The sequence below is a fragment of the Pseudoalteromonas sp. 5Ae-yellow genome, from assembly GCF_014077565.1.
Classification (GTDB): domain Bacteria; phylum Pseudomonadota; class Gammaproteobacteria; order Enterobacterales; family Alteromonadaceae; genus Pseudoalteromonas.
This window is the reverse complement of record NZ_JACGWD010000078.1, coordinates 1-20,255: the sequence shown is the minus strand read 5'-3', so window position 1 is coordinate 20,255 and position 20,255 is coordinate 1. Positions and strand designations below refer to the sequence as shown.

The window sequence follows — 20,255 nt, the reverse complement described above, 5'->3', positions numbered from 1 at the left end:
ATGGACAATGCCAATCCATAATTGGAATCTGACATTGTCGCAATTGGCCATCCACTTCGAAGGTAGGTTAGATGGTGTGCTAGATATTTAGCAACTTAGGCTGACACAGAATTCTGAACGCCCTCAAAAAGTATAAATTCATGCTTTTAAGTCAAGATAAAGCTCGTGAACTCGTTCTATTTTTATGTTCTATTTAAGAATCACAGCACTACTGTATTTCATTTTTTTTTTTGCAGATTAACTACAATCATAGATTAGTAGATTTTCTGTTTTCTTTAAAGATTTTGTTGCGTGTGTTTTTAATGAGAAGGGATTATTTAAATTATGATTATGTCTATAGTTATGAAAGTTTAATGCCGTGAGTAGATCCATTTTCAATATAAAAATAACAAGGAGAAAAAGATAAACTAAACAAAATTAAACTCGTTTAATTTTGTTTAGTTTATCTTTTCTTTGTATGTAAATGTTTATTTCTTTTAGGCTTTTCCTCTAATTTCCTCAGCGTATTGGTTGAGTTTTTTATGAGTTTCTAATGGTATTTGTCTAGATTTTTAATGGTGTGCTTTTTGTTTCATGAGGATGAGTTTAAATGGAGCTTTTATTGTCTTTTTTTAGTCTTCTATTATCTATTATATAAGGTTATTCTAACTGCATATTTAATTTGGCAAGGAGGCTTTATGACTACATCTAGGACGTTTAAAATCGGTGGAAACTCTACTGCTGATTTATACCGCTTTTCAGATATTTTCACACTTATAAGCAGTTTATATTTAGCTGGCTTTATTTATGGAACTAGCATAGCAAACAATTATATTACAGTATTGCTTGTTGTAACCCTTAGTTATTTATATACCGCAGAAACTCTTGGACTCTATCGGTCTTGGAGAGCAGGTAAATTGAGTAGTATGGTAGTGACTGCTTGGCTTAGTTTAGCAAGTGCCTTTGTCCTATTATTTATTGTGGCTTTTGCTTTAAAATTTACAGAAGAACTTTCTAGAGTAACTCTTTCATTATGGTTTGCACTATCATTTGTTTGGCTATTTGTATCTCGAGAGTTGGTTAGGCTTTATAAAGTTAACCGCCGTAAATTAGGTTTAAATGTTAGTAAGGTTGCGATAGTAGGAGCTACAGAAGCTGGGGCAAACCTTCATCAACAAATAGCTGAAAATGATGAGCTAGGTTACGAGTTTGTTGGCTTTTTCGAAGATAGGAAGCCTGAAAGACTATTTAAAGATATGGATTTTAATATTGAAGGCATGATTGATAGTGCAGTACAGCATGCTAGGAATGGTCAAATTGATGTTTTGTTTATTGCTTTACCTTTAAAAGCAGAAAAACGAATTGCGGATATTTTACTTAAACTAGGTGATACGACTGTAGATGTGCATTTTATTCCAGATTTTTTACTATCTAATTTAGTTCATGCTCGAATTGAGCATATCGGAAATATTGATACCTTGAGTGTATTTGAGTCTCCTTACTTGGGTGCACGACAATGGGTTAAACGAACAGAAGACATTATTCTTGCTTCTATTATCCTTTTGTTAATATCACCATTGTTACTTCTTATTTCGCTCGCTATTAAGTTTACCTCTGAAGGCCCTGTTCTTTTTAAACAGCATAGATATGGCTTGGCGGGCCAAAAAATAAAAGTATGGAAATTTCGCTCTATGCGTGTGATGGAGGATAATTCAGTTGTTACTCAAGCTACTAAATTTGATCCAAGGGTTACTGCATTTGGTGGTTTTTTGAGACGCACAAGTTTGGACGAACTACCTCAGTTCTTTAATGTTTTATTCGGCGAAATGTCAATTGTAGGCCCAAGACCACATGCTGTTGCACATAATGAAGAGTATAGAAAAAAAGTGGAATTTTATATGCTTCGTCATAAAGTCAAACCTGGAATTACAGGTTGGGCTCAGATAAATGGCTGGCGCGGAGAAACAGATACGTTAGAAAAAATGGAAAAGCGAGTTGAGTATGACTTGCAATATATTAAAAACTGGTCACTTATATTTGACCTTAAAATAGTTTATATGACTATTTTTAAGGGCTTTGTAAGCAAAAACGCTTATTAGGGTTAAGGGATTAAAATGAAATTTAAAAATAGTACTTCTATCACTTTATTAGCTGTCTTTTTTTCGTGCAATGTTTCTGCTTTAGAACCTGCTTCAATCAAAACGGAATCAGGTGTTGATATAACACCTCTATTAGAAAGTAAGTATGAATACGATAATAATATATTTAATAGCTCTAGCAATGAAAAATCGAGTACTAAGCTAGTCGTTAAGCCTTCTGTAAATTTCCAAATGATTGATGCTCTCAATACTTTTTCAATGGGTACATATGTTGAAAGTGGTACTTACTTTTCTAGTTCGGACGATAATTATTTAGATGGTGGTTTTGAGGCTGCGACTCATTTAGAGCCTTCATCTCGTGATCGTTTTGATTTTAAATACGAATATGATTTTAAAACTGAACAACGTGGTACGGGTGTATCTGAAGGGCTATTAAATTTACTTGATGATCCTAGTGAGTTCAGAGAGCAAAATACAGACTTACGCTATGAATTTGGAGGGATTACTTCTTCACGCTTTGCTTTGCTAGCAAATTATCAAGATATTCGATTTACCAATAATCGTAACCTAACACAGTATAGAGACTTCGATGAAAGACTCCTCGGGGGGCAATTTCTATATGCATTAAGTGCTTTAACTGATTTAACGCTAGATGCTTCATATACCGGCATTAGGTATGACTTAATTGACGAGTCTGGAGTAACTAGAGACTCAAATGTTAAAGAGCTGTTGGTCGGTGTACGCTGGGAAGCAACGGCATTAACGACGGGTGTTGCAAAAATAGGTTATCAAAATAAGTCATTTAAAGCGTTTGAGCGAGGTGATTTTAATGGGGTAAGCTGGTTAGTTGAAGCACAGTGGGCTCCTTTAAGCTATTCAACTTTTAGGTTTACATCTCAAGCTGGTGCTGTTGACCCTGATACATTTGGTGATTATATAGATCAGAAAGGTGTTTCTTTGGGGTGGGAGCACACTTGGAGTTCTTTAGTGAGTACTAGTGCTGTATATAGCTACACAAACGACGATTTTTCAGGTGTCGAACGTGAAGACGACTCTCAAGAACTTGTATTGTCAGTTATTCACAATACCGCACGCTGGTTAGAAACCAGCATGTATTATACTTATCAGGATAAAGACTCAAATCTAGCGCTATTTAAGTTTGATAAGTCGATTGTTGGTATTAATTTTAAAGTCTCAATGTAAGGAAAAACATGAAACATTTTTGTTTTTTAATAGTATTTTTTTTCACTAATACCATTTTAGCTAATGAAATAAATTACTTATTAGATACAGGCGATACTATTCAAATCAAGGTTTATGGAGAAGAAGCACTATCATTAGAAACTAAAATAGGGCGTTCAGGTAAACTAAACTATCCTTTTTTGGGTGAAATAAAAATAAGTGGATTAACAGAAAAAGCCCTACAACAAAAAATATATAAAGGGCTTAAAGGCGATTACTTAATAAAGCCAACAGTGTATGTGACTGTTGTTCAATATCGTCCATTCTTTATTCATGGTGAGGTTCGTCTGCCAGGTAGCTATTCTTATCAACCCGGTATGACAGTAAATCAAGCGGTTGCTATAGCTGGCGGGTTTACTGAAAGGGCTTCAAAAGAAAAAATATTTATTTTTAAAGAAAAAAACAAGTCAAAACAAATTAATGCAACATTAGATTCAATAGTACAAGCTGGTGATACAGTAACTGTTGAACAGAGGTTTTTTTAATGAATACAAGTAGTAACACATTCTTAGAAACAAACAATACACTTGATTTAAAACGTTACCTTCATGCATGTATGGAGTATAAGTGGCGGTTAATATTTATTTCTTCATTAATATCAGTGATAGCTGCTTTTGTTGTAATGCAAATTAAACCAACTTACGAATCAACAGCAACATTGTTAATAGAGCCAGAACAAAAAAATGTTGTTTCGATAGATGAAATGTATGGTTTTAACACCGCTAAACGAGAATTTTACAGCACGCAATTTGAAATACTACAATCGAAATATATTGCTGAAGCCGTTATAGAAAAGCTGAACTTAATAAAACACCCTGAATTTAACGATGAAGAAAATAACCTATTTGGTTTGAAAGCTCTTTTTTCATCTTTTTTTGGTGAGGGTGGTACAGACGATGAGCTGGATTTAGAATATAAAATGGCACATTTGATTAATGATTTTAGGCAGAGGTTATCTGTAAAGCCAATTCAAGGTACCCAATTAGTGCATATTACTTATCAGGCCTCTGATAGAAAGCTTGCTGCAAAAATTGCGAATGCTATTGGTGAAGTCTATATAGAGACTCATTTAGAAGCTAAATTAGGTGTAACTCGAAGAGCAAGTGCTTGGATGAGTGAAAAAATGGCTGGACTTACAAAACAGTTAGAGCGTTCAGAAACGGCATTTGAAAGTTTTCGTCAAAAAAATAATATTGTAGATATTGATAGTGCTGTTTTGAGAATTGATAGTGAGCTTGAAAAAACTCAAGCTACACTGGCGATTGCTGAAAGTGATAAAAGTAAAGTTGATAGTATTCTTGAATTAATAAATAGGTTTGGTAAATCTGATTTTGAAAACCTTAAATCACTCCCTGAAATTATTAGTCATAGCTCTATTTCAGAAGGGCGGGTGCTTTTAGAGACGGCTGAACTAAAATTTGCTGAATTATCTAAAATATATGGTCCAAAACACCCTAAATTAATAGCAGCATCTGAAGAGCTAGATATGAGAGTTGAGCAGGTAAATGCACAAATTCAATCATTAATATCAGGGATTGAGAAAGAGTCCTATACGGCTGCCCAACGTGTAAAAAGATACAGAAAAGAGCTTTCTGATATCCGTAGTAAATATAGTGATATTACTGGTTTAGATACCAAATATACGGCTCTTAAAATTGAACTTGATACGAATCGTAATTTGTATAACACATTTTTAGAACGCTCTCGAGAAACCGAAGCTACTAGCGATTATAAAGCTAGTCCAGCTCATTTTACTGGCGTAGCAGCTGCTAGCCTTTATCCTGTTAAGCCCAATAAGAAAATGATAGTAGCTGGAGCGTTTTTCTTAAGTCTTATGTTTTTTGTTGGTCTAGTTATTTTATTTGAAATGCTTGATGACACAATAAAAAGCCCTAGTGATATTGAAAGTAAGTTATCTATGCGTATGTTAGGTATGATCCCGCTTTCAAAAAATACAGCTCTCGATATTCGTACTTTTTTTGATAAAGAACAGCAGCAGTTTTCTGAAGCGGTTAGAACATTAAGGACTGGGGTTGTCTTATCGCAAATGGATGCTGAAAATAATAAAGTTATAGAAGTTACGTCTTCAATACCGGGTGAAGGTAAAACAACCACTTCTATCAATTTAGCTTTTTCGCTTGGTCAAATTGAGAAAGTATTACTAATTGATGCCGATATGCGTAAACCTAGTATATGTAAGCGCTTTGATATGCCAACTTATCATCCAGGCCTTTCAAACTTTATAGCCGGAACAGACACACTTGAAAATTGTTTATATCAAGATGAGCAAAGCGGGATAACAGTAATGCCATGTGGCCAATTACCACCTAATCCCTTAGAGCTTTTATCTAGTAACAAATTTAGTAAAGTAATAGAACAATTAAAAGAGAAATTTGACCGGATCATAATAGATACAGCACCTATTCAAGCTGTAAGTGACTCTTTAATGATTTCTAAAAGTGTAGATAGTGTAATTTATGTTGTTAAAAGTGACGATACACATTTATCAATAATAAAAAATGGAATTGGTAGATTACTACAAGATAAAGCTAAGTTAGCAGGAGTTGTATTAAACCATGTTGATACTGATAAGGTAGCTAAAACACAAGGCTACAATGGTTACTATGACTATTATTCTTATGGAAAGAAAAACACTTAACATGATAGATATTCATAGCCATATTATTCCTGGCATTGATGATGGGGCAAGAGATGAGGCAGAGACCTTGTCTCTTTTGCGTATGGCTCAAGATGACGGTACTACGCATATAGTAGCCACACCACATATAAATATAGGGCGTTTTGATAATGACCAAGCGTGCATTATGGATGGACTTGCTCTTTTAAAAAAAATTATAAATGAGAATAATCTAACGATTCAAGTTGCGGCTGCTTGCGAGCTCAGAATTGATGTGGAGCTCATGATTAAGCTCAAAGCCGGTCTCATACCTGCGCTTGGTGTTTTAAAAGGGTTAAAAACGGTATTATTAGAATTTCCGCATAGCCATATTCCTCCGGGATCTGATAATTTTATTAAGTGGCTATTTAATAACGGATATAGACCTATAATAGCCCATCCTGAGAGAAATAGAGATCTGTTAAGATCTCCCTCACTGCTGGCTCCTTTTCTACGTTTAGGATGTTTAACGCAGGTTACTGCAGGAAGTATAATGGGTAATTTTGGCCCTGAAGTTAAGGCTTTTTCATTTGAACTATTAAAACAAAATAAAGTAACAGTCGTTGCAAGCGATGCACATAATATAAAAAGAAGACCGCCAATTTTATCTGAGGCATATAATTTTGTTGCTCATGAGTTTGGAGAAAATAAGGCAATAAAGCTCTTCAAACATAACCCACAAGCAATAACACAGACTCTATTTAATGAAAACTAATATTGTTTTTTCAGTTTTAAAAATGAGTATTGGACTCCTATGTTTATACCTAATTGTTATAGCTTTTCGGTGGGGGGTTGCTAATGTTTACTATTTTCAAGCCAATTCATTTATTGATGAGTGGAATTATGGACGTAATTCACTTACGCAAACTAGCTATAAAAAAGCGAATAGTCTAATAAAAAAAGCACTTTATTATCACCCTGATCATAATCATTATGTTCATACCTACGGACGGATAATGCATTGGGGAGTAATTGCTGGGGTAGAAACAGTTTCAAACTATCAAGATGTAAAAAGTATTTACTTAGAGGCGACGATTTCAAGGCCTAATTGGTCTGAAACATGGACTGATTTAGCTGCTCTTAATGCTTATTTATATGGCTTAACTGATGAAACTCGTGAATACATAGCTAAAGCACGTGCTACAGGACATTTTACAGAGCATGTTATGTATACTGTAAGCCAAATTTATTTAGATAATTGGGATTACTTAAGTAACGAGGATATGCGTAATTATCTTCAAATTATTAATGACAGTTATTTAAAAGAATATCGATTAAGACAGCAATTAGAACTTGCTAAGGATTACAACAAAGACAAAATGATTTGTGGCCTAATTAGTTCATCATCTCAAGCTAACGATAAAAGTATTCAAAGAGTGAGTGAACAATATTGTAGCGAATAAAAGTAATGAGTCAGTTTTTTTGTTAAAAGGTTATGCAGGTACAGGTAAAACCTTCATTACTGAAGGACTAACGCAATACCTGAATGCGATTGGTCGACAATTTGAATTGATGGCTCCTACTGGCAAAGCAGCAAAGGTAATTAGTGATAAAACAGGCCAAGCTGCGTCCACTATTCACCGTGTTATTTATAACTATGAAAACGTTAAAGAATATAAATTAGAGGGGATAGAAGAGTCTGAAACGTTTCGGTGCTATGCCGAAATAAAAGTTAATCAGAGTACATCTGAGGCTGTATACATTATTGATGAATCATCGATGTTGTCTGATACCTATTCTGATTCAGAGTTCTTTCGTTTTGGCTCAGGTTATTTATTAAAAGATTTACTTAACTACATTAACCTTGATCATAACGATCATCAGAAAAAAGTCATATTTATTGGTGATAATGCACAGTTGCCGCCAGTAGGTATGGGCTTTTCACCTGCATTAAGTAAGCGGTATTTATTTGATAAATACCAGTTAGCATCAAAAGAGTGTGAATTGTCTGAGGTGGTTAGGCAAAAAGCTGAAAGCGGCGTAATGAATAATGCGCGAATTTTACGTGAAGCTATGCACGCAAACTTATTTAATAAACTTGAGTTTCAAGTTAATAGCCTAGATGTACAGGCGCTAACATCGGATGTTTTGCTCAATACCTTTTTGAAAGTTTGTAACAATAAGATATCAAATACTAAAAACGCTATTTTAATTGCGTCTTCTAATGCTCAAGTAAGCCAATATAATAGGGTGGTGAGAGAACACTTTTTCCCATCTCAGCTGCAAGTGGTTTCAGGCGATAAAATTATTTCGGTTGCCAATCATTATATAAATCAGAAGGTCATTGCCAATGGTGAATTTGGCATGGTAAGGCAAGTTTTGTCTGCGCCTGAAATACGAAACGTTGTATTGCGTAAAAAAGGAGAAGACGGCGAAACCATTACCATTAGTGTCGAACTGCAATTTAGGGATGTTGAACTTGGTTTTAGGGATGAATATGGGAACGCCAGCTTTTTTAGATCTAAAATTATAGAAAACTTACTTTATAGCGATGAGCCAGCCTTGAGTTCGGACGAGTACAAAGCGTTATATGTTGATTTTTGCAATCGCCATGCTGATTTACGCACAAAAGCTAAGCGCAATGAGTTTCGTATGGCTTTGTTATCTGACCCTTACTTTAACGCATTTAAAGTTAAATTTGGTTACGCAATTACGTGTCATAAAGCACAAGGTAGTGAATGGCAAAATGTATTTGTGAAATGCAGTTCTCACCTTAAAACACTGACCCCAGACTACTTTCGCTGGCTTTACACTGCAATAACTCGTACCTCGTCTCAGCTTTATGTTATTGACCCGCCTAACGTTACGCCTTGGGGTGGTGTTACAAAAGTAGGAGGTAACTCTTATAATCCAACACAAAAATCAACTGAAGTAAAAGTAGAGACAGCTGAATCAATTAGCAAAAGTAATGCTGCTGAAGGTAATAGCTTAGTTATTAATGATGAAAAGTTGGAACCAAACGTTATTATACCTGAAGGTAATGTGTTTTTAGCGCGGTTATTTGCAGAGGTTAAAAGTGCTTTGATTGGCACAAATGTAGAGATACAAAATATAACTCATAACCAGTATCAGGAAGTGTATTTATTTCAGCTTGCTGAAGAGTATGCTACTGCACGTATTGTTTATAATTCAAGACAAAAGATTAGCTCAATTGCATTTAATCAAGATAGCCCGTTGGATGAGTTAATAAAAGCACGCCTTAACCATTTAGAGGGGATATTGATAAGTGGGTATACGGATACCAAGCCTTCGCAGTTAGAGTTTCCTGAAGAGTTTTTGAAGGAATTTCATGAAAAATTATCAGAAGTATTTACGCTTAATGATATTTCTATTCCTGAAGTGAGAGCCAGAAGCTTTGCTCAGCGTTATTGTTTTCAAAAATTCAATGAGATTGCTGTAGTTGATATTTATTACAATGGCAAAAGCCAATTTACTAAATTTATGGACCAGAAAAATCTTTCTAGCTCACTAGAGTTTTTAGACACAGTTGAAAACCTGATTGAAGAGGCGTTGAATTAAGATGGCCAGCATTAATCATGGGAGTAACACCTTAAACAACTCGGCATCATTCACAAGTAAAGATGTATTTGCCAAACGAAAAGCTGGCGATTTAGATGAGGCGTATCAAATAGGATTTAAATTGGTTCAATCTTTACCAAACGATGAATGGAACGTTAAAGCTTTAGGGTGGTGTTTGATTGATTTAGTAAAAAGAGAATCACAAGCCAACAATTTTGAAGCGGTAAATGTTTATCTTACTCAGCTAAATAATCTTTCGTTTGACCCAAGCGATAAAATGATAAATGACCAAATTGCTTTTGTTAATAACTTATCAAACCCAGCTAATAAAGAATTACAAAAAGCCAAAAAAGCCAGTAAAGACGGTCAACATCAGCTAGCTATAAACATCTACAGGCAAGTTCTTCATGAGCAGCCTGATAACCAAAAAATAATGATGAACATTGGTTGGGAGCTTTATAGATTAGCTAAGCTTCAATTTAACTCTGAAAACCTTAATGTATTTGCTGTTAAAAAATTACTTAATGATTATTTAAAACTTAATTGTGAAAAACCTTCGTTGTTACACTCTTTAGTACTAGGCGTTGCTGATAAATTAACCAAGGAAAATAACTTTAGTTTAGTGGGCTTTATTAAAGTATGGGGTATAGAGAACCTTCGTGATGAGGACTTTGAGGAATATTACGATATAAACACAGGTAAGGTATATCCGAGTTTAGCGGCTAAAGTTATACAACATGCGAGTAAACAAGCTATTGAACAGAGTGAACTTGATTTGTTATCTAAGATGTTGCCTCTGATTGATAGAGTTTTAGAGACATCAGAAGAGAAAATCTGGTTAGAATTAAATAAAGCTAGAGCATTAAATCTATTAGGTGATTATCAAAGTAGCTTTGAGCTTGCTGTGAATGTGGCCAAACAAAAGATTGGCGACTATTGGGTGTGGGAGTTATTAGGTGATATACAAATAAACTTAGATATTAATAAGGCGTTTAATTGTTATTGCCGTGCTTTATCATCCAATCCTGAAGAAAAATTTATTGCTAATTTAAGGTTGAAGCTGGCGCGTTTATTAACCGAAAAGGGAGATTTTTCTGCTGCTAAATATGAAGTGAACTCAGTTGTTGAAAGCAGAAATAAAGAGGGATGGGCCATACCTGAAAAAGTTAATGAGTTTTTGAATCAACCCTGGTTTGATGACGTTGTAGCCACCAAAAATAATGATGACTTATATAAAAAGTTTGCGAGCCAAGCTGAAGAAGTACTTTTCCAAAACTTGCCGTGGATAAAAGCAAACCTCGGTGGGGCATTTTCGTTACCTGATAAACCTAATAAAAAAAGAAGAAAAATATACCTTTATAATTCCGCCAACCAATTTCCAACAGAGATAACTCTACCAGAGCGCAGATTTCCTTTTAATAAATTTAGTGAAGGTACGCCTTTACAGTTTAAAGGCGAGTTAGATCCAACAACGAATCACTTTACTGCATTTCAATTTGAAGAAAGAGGTGGTTCCCATTGGGATGTTTTTTCTTTAGTTGTTGGTGTTGTTGATAATGTTAATGAAGATAAAAAATTAATACACGTGATATTTGATAGGGATGTAGACACTGTTATTCCTTTTTCTAGGTTGTCACAAAAGTATGAGGTGGGGGATTCAATTTCGGTCAAGTTATCTAAAAGTAAAACTAAGTATGGCATTAAATATTACTCTGTAGAAATTTCCAGTACTAGTGAAGCTCCTAGCTTAAAAATTTTTAAACCATTTAGTGAGGCTGTGCGAATTTCAAATGAGCTTGGCTTTACTGATACAGATATATTTATTGACCGAAACCTTGTTGATAAATTTAATATTCAAGATGGGCGAACTGTTAGAGGTAAAGCTATTTTAAACTTTAATAAAACGCGATCAACATGGGGTTGGAAGGCGCTAACAATAGATGGTGTTGACTAATAAACTATGAGAGCTGTCTCACCCAGTACTGCACTTTAGTACTTTTTATGCAACTTGGACTAAACGCCCGCTTTGCAAGGAAGCAGCTATGGAGCATTCTGAAAATATTTGCTGAATTAAAATTAAGTAACGTTATAAATTAAAGTTTTAAAATACATTATTTTGTATTAAATGGATTAATATGCTTTAGTGAGGTTAATGCTAAATACGTAGATATAAAAATAAAATAGGGAGTTTTTGTGATTTTTAAAGATATAAAACCGGATTTAATATACGTAGAGCTGCAAAGTGTAATTAAGGATTTGATTAACACCATTGAAGCATCAGAAGTTGAAACTACAGATAAGGAAATAGCCACATTTAGCCGCAATTTACTTAATGAGTTGGATGCTAATATAGCGGGCGAGTTAGATAAGCTAAAAGCTAACTCCGAGTGGGATACGTTTACAGTTGCATTTTATGGAGAAACAAATGCTGGTAAATCGACTATTATTGAAACGCTGCGCATTTTGTTAGCTGAACCTCAAAAAGTTTCCTCACAAAATAAGTTTAAAGAACTTGCTACCACATTAAATATCGACAGCGCGTCGTTTGAAAAAATTAACCAAGAAATCGCTGCGCTTAAAGATAATAAAGTTGTACTTGAGCAAAGCCTGAACAGCGTTAAAGACAAAAGTAATGAACAGCTTAGCAGCCTTAAAAACGAACTAGCTACGCTTAATAAAACAATCGAGTCTAAGCTTGCAGCGTTTAATATTTTCCAAAAAATTTGGCACTTTTTCAGCAAACTACCTGAAGAGGCACAAATAGTTACTAAACAAGAGCAGTTTGAAACTACAAAGTTAATACTTGATGAGAACGTTGCCCAAGCAGAAAACGAAGTGTCTGAAAATGATGAACGCTACAACGCTGCGTGTTTGAAATTAGAGCATATGCAGGGCGAGCTAGAAAAATTAGTGCCTTATGCTGACGGTGCCATTATTGGCGATGGCCGCTCAGATTACACTTTAGATAGCCAATCCTACTCAATGCAAGGTGATGAAAGTACGTTTACGGTTTTAGATGTTCCAGGTATTGAAGGTAAAGAAGAAAAAGTTGGGGAAAGTATTTGGAGCGCAGTACACAAAGCGCATGCTGTGTTTTATGTAACGTCTAAAGCGGCTGCACCACAAACAGGTGATGATAAAAACAAAGGTACCTTAGAGAAAATAAAAGAGCACTTGGGCGACCAAACCGAAGTTTATAGTATTTACAATAAGCGTATTACTAACCCTTTGCAGCTGCAGAAAAGTCAACTTGTTAGCGAAAGCGAGTTAGCTAGTTTAGCTGAGCTTGACACTAAAATGACGGAGCAATTGGGCGAAAACTATCAAGGTACTAAAAGCGTATGTGGTTTAGTGGGTTACCTTGCTGCTGCAAACTGCTTAGTCGCTGGCTCGGCGGATCATAAACGTAAAGAAAAGTTTATGAAGGATAATACCGAACAGCATTTATTGGATTACTGCGGATTTACTGACTTAAAGCAGTTTTTAGTTAGCGATTTAATAAAAGACTATAAAGTTAAAATTATCAAAGCCAACTTTAACAAAGCAAACCAAGTTTTAAAGAGTGCAAATAGCAGTATAACGGCCTTACGTGATGAAAAATTTGAACCATTACACACCAAATTAAAAGAAGAAATAGGTTCTGCTTCAGAACAATTAGATATTGCTTTAAGTAGCTTAAAAAGTAGGTTACTCACTTCAGTTGGTACCAGTATCAACACCTTTAAATCATCAGTGCGTAAATCGGTTTATTCTGAAATTGAAGATGATATAAGCAACGATGACTTTAAATATGAACTTAAAAGAGAAATTAGTCGAGCACAAAGTCAGTTTGATGAAAGCTTGCCAGAGGCAATTAATATTCAACTTAATGAGTTTGATAAAGAGGTTAATGGCATTGTAGAGCGTTTTCAAAAGCATGCAGGTGAGTTATTAGATGCTTATTCGTCTTTTGAAACCAATACAATTGCAAGCGATTTTAGTATATCTGTAGATATTGATAAAGGGTTTAACGTAGCTGGAATAATTGGGTCAGTTGTTGGTGCGGTTGCACTAGCCTTATCTGGTGTTGGCATAGCTGCGCTTGCTATAGGAGCTGTAGGAGTAGTAATTTCATTTGCGAAATCAATAGGCAGCTTTTTTAGTTCTAGCTATAAAATGTCTCAGCAGAAAAAAGCAACGGATGACAATATATACAAAATTGCCCGTGAGCTTGAAAACACGGCAAAAACAAATATAGACGAAGCGTTTAAAGAGCTTGAAGAAAATATTGATACCATAAAGTTATCTTTAAAAACTCCAATCGAACACACTGCATTAATTAATAAGATACTTTCAATTTCAATTGAAAAACTTCATAAAACATCAAGACAGTTAGACAAGGAACTATAATGGAAGCAACATTAAAAACGTTTAATACTCAAAAAGAGAGCACACTTAGTATATTAAACCAGTTGCATGCTTTTTTATTGCAGGGTGAAGGATTGGGTATAAATATTGATTCATCTTTAGTTAATAAATTAGATACGGCTATTAAGTCGCTCTCTGATGATAATTTAAAAATAGCTTTAATAGGTGGTTTTTCAGAAGGTAAAACATCAATTGCTGCAGCATGGATGGAGCGCTTAGATCAGTCAACAATGAATATTAGCCAACAAGAATCGTCTGATGCCGTATCGGTTTACAATGTTAGTAATGGGCTTCAGCTAATTGATACTCCTGGGCTTTTTGGTTTTAAAGAAAAAATAAATGCAGACAGTTCTGCAATAGAAAAATACAAAGACATTACCAAAAAATACGTGAGTGAAGCGCATTTAGTTTTATATGTGATGAATTCGACTAACCCTATTAAAGACAGCCATCAAGAAGATTTACATTGGTTATTTAGAACGCTTAATATATTACCGAGAACAGTATTTGTACTTAGCCGCTTTGATGAAGTGGCCGATGTTGAAGATATAAATGAATACAATGAAAACTTAAATGTAAAAAAAGAAAATGTGGTTAACCGTTTAAAAGATTTAATAAACCTTGAGCAAGATGAAGCTTATAGTTTATCTGTTGTTGCTGTTGCTGCTAATCCTTTTGATATGGGGACCGAGTATTGGCTTGATAATCTTGAAAAGTTTAAACAGCTATCTCACATTGAGTCGCTGCAAGCCGCTACAAATGAAAAAGTAGCCAGTAATGGTGGTGTTGAAAGTATTGTTGTTGAAGCTAAAAATAGCATTGTGAGAGATGTGCTAAACGAAGAGTTACCGCTTGCTATTGAGAACGACAAAAAGCTAGGCCAAGAGGTTGATAAAATGCTTGATGTTGTAGATACAATGAAAACAAAACTAACTAAAACTCAAAGTTTAATTTCGGATTCTCGTGTAGGGTTACGTGATTTTGTCACTAGCTACTTCTCAGACTTGATTTTGCAAGTTCAAGGTACTGACTTAGAGACATTTAATCAGTTTTTTCAACGAGAAGTAGGTGATGGTGGAGTTGTTATTTCATCAAGATTACAAAGTGAGTTTGACCGCTATTTACGCTCTGCCAATTTGGAAGTAAAAAGTATGGCGTCAAGCTTTACACAAGAGGTAAACCATTTTAATGATGCTGTGCTTGGGTACGGTAAGCAAGGTGTGGATTTACTTGTAAAAAGTAATGTTATTAACAATACGTCTGTTATTGCAGCTAGAGATGGAATAAAAAGTATTGCTGGTTTGGTCGGTATGGATTTATCTAATCTACTTAAATTTAAGCCTTGGGGCGCAGTTAAAGCTGCTAATGCTATGAATGGTGTGTTTGCTGCAGTGGGTATTGCTTTTGAAGCATGGGATAGTTACAAACAAGTACAAAAAGAAGAAAAATTCCAAGCTGCAGTAAAAGAGATGGTTAATAACTTTAATAATCAGCGTACAGAGCTTTTAGAGCTAGTAAATGGTGATGAGTTTGTTTCAAAGTTTTTCCAGTCATTTATTGAACTTGAAAAAGGCGTAGCTGAGCTTGAAAATAACTTAGCTGGGCGTACCGAGCAGCGTGATAACTTCCATAAATGGCGCATGACTGGTGAAAAAATTAAGCAAGAATTTGAAACGTTATAATTAATCGTCTGAGAGCACCTTGTAGAATGTAAATTATAAAAATAGCGATGTATTACATGCATCGCTATTTATTTACAAAGGTGTTTTTTTGTACAACTCACGCAAAATAAAAGGATAAAAAATGGAATTTGAAGAGTTTTTAATTACTTATATGGATGAAAGAAATACGGTGTTTTTAGAATCTCGAAGCAGTAAGCAACAAAGACTGTTTACTGAGGTTTATAGTTTAATTCGTCAGTATTTCCCACAGTGTGATTGCTATACAACGCATAATACCAAAGAAAAAAAACGTTATTTTAGGTTTGGTGTAAAAGATTTAAGTTTAAAACAAGGTATACCTCGTATTACGGTAAGTTTTTTTTCCGATGCTGTAAGAGTATCTCTTAATAGTAAGTTTTTTAAAGAAAAAAAAAGGATAGAGCTAACTTCAATAGAAAAACTTTCCCCATTTTTAGACAATATAAAAGAGCAATTAAATAGTGAAATGAATGGGGGTCAAAGAAACCCTATAGATTACTCTCAAGATGAAGAAACTACAGAACAAGATACTACTGAACAGTTCATTATAAATGATAGCAGTGAATTTGAGATATCTGCATCCCCCCTAAATCAAATATTATATGGTCCACCAGGAACAGGTAAAACCTATCACACCGTTCAAGCTGCTGTTAAAGCTGCAGAACCTTCTAAATATGCAGAAATTAAAATTGATGAGAATTTAGGTGCTACAGAGCTTCAAAGATCACAATTAACTGAGCTATATAAACAACTATGTGATGAAGGTAGAGTTCGATTTGTAACATTTCACCAAAGCTACGGGTATGAAGAGTTTGTTGAGGGAGTTAAAGCAAGGGAAACTGAGTCTGGTGATTTAACTTATGTTACAGAAAGTGGCATATTCAAGTCACTAAGTGATAAAGCTTCGGAGCCTTTTGTAAGTGAAGACAGTGAAATTAACCGTGATGGGCGAGTTTGGAAGTTGTCAATTGAAGGGACTCACGAAAATCCAGCCAAATCACACTGCTTAAAAAATAATATAGGGGCGATTGGCTGGAAGCACACTGGAGACTTAGCTGGCGGTAATAGAAATGATTACTATAAATCACAAGGTAAAAACAATCAAAATTCATTACGTTATTTTTCACAAGAGGCAAAACCTGGTGACCTTGTTTTATGCATCAACAGCAACTCGTCTGTTGAAGCAATTGGTGTAATTACAGGAGAGTATTTATATAACCCTAAGGGATTACCAACAAGAGATGATTTTTGCCATCAGCTTCCTATTAAATGGTTAGCTAAAGACTTTTCTGTTGATTTTAAAGTGCTAAACGATAACAAACAATTTAATTTACCTACATTTTACCCATTAAGTAGATTAAATGTTTCTAATACTATTAGTCATTTACTAGAAAATGATGTTGAGGTTTCTACAACTAAAATACAAACTAACCCTTCCAATTACGTTCTTATTATTGATGAGATTAACAGAGGTAATATTTCAAAAATATTTGGTGAGTTAATTACATTAATCGAACCATCTAAACGCTCAGGAAATAATAAAGAAGCGTTGTTTGCTACATTACCATATTCAGGATCACGGTTTAGTGTTCCTGATAACCTTTATATTATTGGTACTATGAATACGGCTGATAGGTCGTTAGCGATGATGGATACTGCATTGCGACGTCGTTTTGATTTTATAGAAATGATGCCACAGCCTGAGTTGTTTAAAGACAAAGTGGTTAAGGGGATTCACCTAGAGCAGCTACTTAAAACAATGAATAAGCGGATCGAAGTGCTATACGACAGAGAGCATACATTAGGGCATGCTTTTTTAATCCCCGTTTTAAATGCTTTAAATAGTGACGATAATGCTGAAGAAAAAGCCTTTAGTGAACTTAAAAACACCTTTAAAAATAAAATCATCCCGCTACTTGAAGAGTACTTTTTTGAAGACTGGAATAAAATTCGCTTAGTTTTAGGTGATAACCGAAAAGAAAAAAGTGAATTAAAACAATATATTTTTGTGGAATCGAAGAGCGAAAAATATAATGAAATTTTTGGTGAAAATCATGGTTTAGAAACCTACGAAGACACGAAAACCACATACACCTTAGCTGATTTTAACGCTCAATATTCAGTATGGAATAGTCCGAAAGCTTATCAAGCTATTTATGACGATACATTGCTTAAAAGCCTTGCGAACACTAATGATGATGCAGGTGAAGCTCCATCTTCGAGTGATCAGTAATGTCGGAAGTTAAAAAGCAAACTACTGTTTTTGAGTTTGGGTATTTGGGTAATGGTGATGATAAAAGTGACAAAGTACAAGCATCGCCCCAGATAAAACCTATTTCTGGAGAAGCATATAATTATTTAAAAAAATTATGTTTATGTGATGACTCAGAAAGTCGATTTATGCGCTTAAAGCAAGTTGATAATTGTGAAGTATTGCAAGTTAAAAACTATGCTGGTGTGATTTTCACTCCCGATGGAACCCAAATAGAAGTATTGCCTAAAGTAGCTAAAAATAGTGATGACAGTGCCTCGCGCGCGTCATTACTCATGATGCTAAAATCACTCAAGCAGTTTAGGCACTTACAAACTAATAACGCCAATTTAGCTGAAAATAAAATACCTCTGCTAGAGGTTTTTATTAGCCAGTTTTTAGCCTCTGTAAATACTTTAATAAAGCGCGGGCTTAAAAGTGACTACCTACTAAAAGAAGATAACGTTGCCTTTTTAAAAGGTAAGCTTTTGGTAGGTAAGCAGGTTAAGCATAACTTTATTAATAAACATAAGTTTTATGTTGAGTACGAAGAGTATTTACAAGATAGGCCGGTTAATCGATTAATACACACTGCACTTGTAAAGGTGAAAGGCTATAGCCGCAGTGCTAATAACCAAAAACTACTGCAAGAGCTGTTATTTGCTTTTGCAGACATACCACTAAGTAATAATGTAAAAAATGACTTTGCCAGCATTAAGCTAGATAGAGGAATGAAGTATTACGAAGCCCCTCTAGCATGGACAAAGCTAATTATTGATGGATTCTCTCCGTTAACGTTGCAAGGAAAAAGTAATGCATTTTCATTGTTGTTTCCTATGGAGGCGGTTTTTGAAAGCTTTGTTGCTCAGTATTTAAAAAAGCATATTACAGGTTTAGGTGAGGTATCTGCTCAGGTGAGTACTAAGTCTTTAGTTGATTATGGCAATACACCTTATTTTTTACTAAAACCGGATTTATATATTTCACGCAAAGGTGATACTGATAAAAATCATGACATTGTGCTTGATACAAAATGGAAGTTAATAAACGAGCAAAACTCTAAACGAAAAGACAAGTTTGGGCTTTCTCAGGCCGATTTTTATCAGATGCTTGGTTACGGTCATACTTACTTAAATGGTAAAGGTAATTTAGTCCTTATTTACCCTAAAACAGACGTGTTTAGCAGTGCATTCCCGCATAGCTTTAATTATGAAGGTGGTGCATTAAAGCTCTGGGTTGTGCCTTTTGATATACAAGCTAAGTGTGAAAAAAGAATAGATTTGAGCTGTTTAAATATCGGTCTTATTTAATATTAACGTTGCGAGTGGAGCAGTCGATGCAACCAATAGAAGAAATGATCAAAGAGTTGAGAGTACATGACTTAGATAATGTTGGTTGCAGCAATGTGGGAACTTTGTATTGGAATTACAAAAATAACCCAACAGTTAGAAACCTAAGCATATTAAATAAGTTTGGTAACGTTGCTAACAATACATTATTTCAAAGCAATGAAACTTGGTTAATAGATTTACTTGATAATAAAGATAAAGTTTATGCTAAAACATTAATTGATGAGCTAGGTTTAAAAGATGTTATCAGTCAACTAACAGTTAGATTTGAAGATCAACAAAGCAAAATACATCAATTAGAAAGTAAACTTATAGACGTTAAATCTGAAGCTGATTTTTTTAAGAGCTTAGATATAGCGTCAATTATTAGTAATGATAAAAAGTTTATAGAAATAGACATTACAGAGGAGTTTATTGAACTTAATTTTACTTTTGTTAGGCCTTACGTCAGAGCAGTTAAAGTTAGACAGCAAAATGCTAAGCATGAATTAGTATTAGAGCTAAATTCAGGCGTTGAGTTAACAGAAGAAATAAACATTCAAGCAATGTTTAAGCGACCTTTTCAAAGTCAGGTGAAAATGTCGGCTTATGTGTACCAGCATTTGCTCTGTCTCCATGATGTATTTTTTAGCTTAGTTAAAAATCATCAGCATGCACTTGAACCACTTAATAAGTTAGCACCAGACTTTATAGATGCAGTATTAAATAACGATATAGTTATTGAAGGCAGGCACACATTTGAACTATGTAGGTATTTAGGTGTGCTATTTGAGGTGGATTCTAGTGAGTTTCTTAGTTGTGTAAACGAAGTGAATAAAAGCCAATATATTCAAGTTGTAGTTGATAATAAGATTGAAGTGAATTTAATTGATTTTAGAAATTCACTCTCAATTTATAGTGCAGATATCGGTCCTGGGGTAATTGGCGAGTTAAGTGTGTTTAATATGGCTCTTTATCAAGCCGTTCAAACTTTAAGCAGAACACAAATTTATGAAAGGACATAACAAATAAATAAATTTATATCTATAGCTC

General features: G+C 34.5%; 13 protein-coding genes. All 13 read left to right on the top strand.

The features are described from left to right. Window positions 1-677: 677 nt before the first annotated feature. The 13 genes from H4J63_RS17040 (at window position 678) to H4J63_RS16980 (ending at window position 20,227) form a co-directional block, all read left to right on the top strand. Window positions 678-2,078, top strand: coding sequence for an undecaprenyl-phosphate glucose phosphotransferase (locus H4J63_RS17040; protein WP_182197688.1), 1,401 nt, complete (start codon window positions 678-680; stop codon window positions 2,076-2,078). Between the two features lie 15 nt (window positions 2,079-2,093). Next, window positions 2,094-3,281 (top strand): outer membrane beta-barrel protein, encoded by a 1,188-nt coding sequence (locus H4J63_RS17035; protein WP_182197686.1) that lies wholly within the window; start codon window positions 2,094-2,096, stop codon window positions 3,279-3,281. A gap of 8 nt (window positions 3,282-3,289) precedes the next feature. Continuing rightward, window positions 3,290-3,805 carry a polysaccharide biosynthesis/export family protein gene (locus H4J63_RS17030; RefSeq protein WP_182197685.1) on the top strand — a complete coding sequence of 172 codons (516 nt, stop codon included), beginning with the start codon at window positions 3,290-3,292 and terminating at the stop codon, window positions 3,803-3,805. Beyond that, a complete protein-coding gene (locus tag H4J63_RS17025) occupies window positions 3,805-5,979 on the top strand; it encodes a polysaccharide biosynthesis tyrosine autokinase (RefSeq protein ID WP_182197683.1) in 2,175 nt (724 codons plus the stop codon). The genes H4J63_RS17030 and H4J63_RS17025 overlap by 1 nt, the downstream gene beginning before the upstream one ends. After that, entirely contained in the window at window positions 5,945-6,712 is a 768-nt protein-coding gene (locus tag H4J63_RS17020; RefSeq protein ID WP_259365803.1) for a tyrosine-protein phosphatase, read from the top strand. Before H4J63_RS17025 ends, H4J63_RS17020 begins: the two co-directional genes overlap by 35 nt. 22 nt (window positions 6,713-6,734) lie before the next feature. Next, entirely contained in the window at window positions 6,735-7,400 is a 666-nt protein-coding gene (locus H4J63_RS17015; RefSeq protein WP_182197681.1) for a VpsP family polysaccharide biosynthesis protein, read from the top strand. Then, a complete protein-coding gene (locus H4J63_RS20560) occupies window positions 7,378-9,516 on the top strand; it encodes an ATP-dependent RecD-like DNA helicase (RefSeq protein ID WP_182197680.1) in 2,139 nt (712 codons plus the stop codon). Before H4J63_RS17015 ends, H4J63_RS20560 begins: the two co-directional genes overlap by 23 nt. A 1-nt stretch (window position 9,517) precedes the next feature. Then, window positions 9,518-11,470, top strand: a complete 1,953-nt coding sequence (locus H4J63_RS17005; RefSeq protein WP_182197678.1) for a DUF7017 domain-containing protein — start codon at window positions 9,518-9,520, stop codon at window positions 11,468-11,470. A gap of 239 nt (window positions 11,471-11,709) precedes the next feature. Next, complete coding sequence (locus H4J63_RS17000) at window positions 11,710-13,905, top strand: hypothetical protein (RefSeq protein WP_182197676.1); 2,196 nt, start codon at window positions 11,710-11,712, stop codon at window positions 13,903-13,905. Next, window positions 13,905-15,605 carry a LeoA/HP0731 family dynamin-like GTPase gene (locus tag H4J63_RS16995; protein ID WP_182197674.1) on the top strand — a complete coding sequence of 567 codons (1,701 nt, stop codon included), beginning with the start codon at window positions 13,905-13,907 and terminating at the stop codon, window positions 15,603-15,605. The genes H4J63_RS17000 and H4J63_RS16995 overlap by 1 nt, the downstream gene beginning before the upstream one ends. 121 nt (window positions 15,606-15,726) lie before the next feature. Continuing rightward, a complete protein-coding gene (locus H4J63_RS16990; RefSeq protein WP_182197672.1) occupies window positions 15,727-17,856 on the top strand; it encodes an AAA family ATPase in 2,130 nt (709 codons plus the stop codon). Continuing rightward, a complete protein-coding gene (locus tag H4J63_RS16985; protein ID WP_182197671.1) occupies window positions 17,856-19,184 on the top strand; it encodes an McrC family protein in 1,329 nt (442 codons plus the stop codon). Before H4J63_RS16990 ends, H4J63_RS16985 begins: the two co-directional genes overlap by 1 nt. A gap of 26 nt (window positions 19,185-19,210) precedes the next feature. Continuing rightward, window positions 19,211-20,227 (top strand): hypothetical protein, encoded by a 1,017-nt coding sequence (locus H4J63_RS16980; RefSeq protein ID WP_182197669.1) that lies wholly within the window; start codon window positions 19,211-19,213, stop codon window positions 20,225-20,227. Window positions 20,228-20,255: the final 28 nt, after the last annotated feature.

Coding starts and splice junctions, on each gene's coding strand:
- H4J63_RS17040 (WP_182197688.1), top strand. CDS start 678: ATGACTACATCTAGGACGTTTAAAATCGGTGGAAACTCTACTGCTGAT.
- H4J63_RS17035 (WP_182197686.1), top strand. CDS start 2,094: ATGAAATTTAAAAATAGTACTTCTATCACTTTATTAGCTGTCTTTTTT.
- H4J63_RS17030 (WP_182197685.1), top strand. CDS start 3,290: ATGAAACATTTTTGTTTTTTAATAGTATTTTTTTTCACTAATACCATT.
- H4J63_RS17025 (WP_182197683.1), top strand. CDS start 3,805: ATGAATACAAGTAGTAACACATTCTTAGAAACAAACAATACACTTGAT.
- H4J63_RS17020 (WP_259365803.1), top strand. CDS start 5,945: ATGACTATTATTCTTATGGAAAGAAAAACACTTAACATGATAGATATT.
- H4J63_RS17015 (WP_182197681.1), top strand. CDS start 6,735: ATGAGTATTGGACTCCTATGTTTATACCTAATTGTTATAGCTTTTCGG.
- H4J63_RS17005 (WP_182197678.1), top strand. CDS start 9,518: ATGGCCAGCATTAATCATGGGAGTAACACCTTAAACAACTCGGCATCA.
- H4J63_RS16995 (WP_182197674.1), top strand. CDS start 13,905: ATGGAAGCAACATTAAAAACGTTTAATACTCAAAAAGAGAGCACACTT.
- H4J63_RS16990 (WP_182197672.1), top strand. CDS start 15,727: ATGGAATTTGAAGAGTTTTTAATTACTTATATGGATGAAAGAAATACG.
- H4J63_RS16985 (WP_182197671.1), top strand. CDS start 17,856: ATGTCGGAAGTTAAAAAGCAAACTACTGTTTTTGAGTTTGGGTATTTG.
- H4J63_RS16980 (WP_182197669.1), top strand. CDS start 19,211: ATGCAACCAATAGAAGAAATGATCAAAGAGTTGAGAGTACATGACTTA.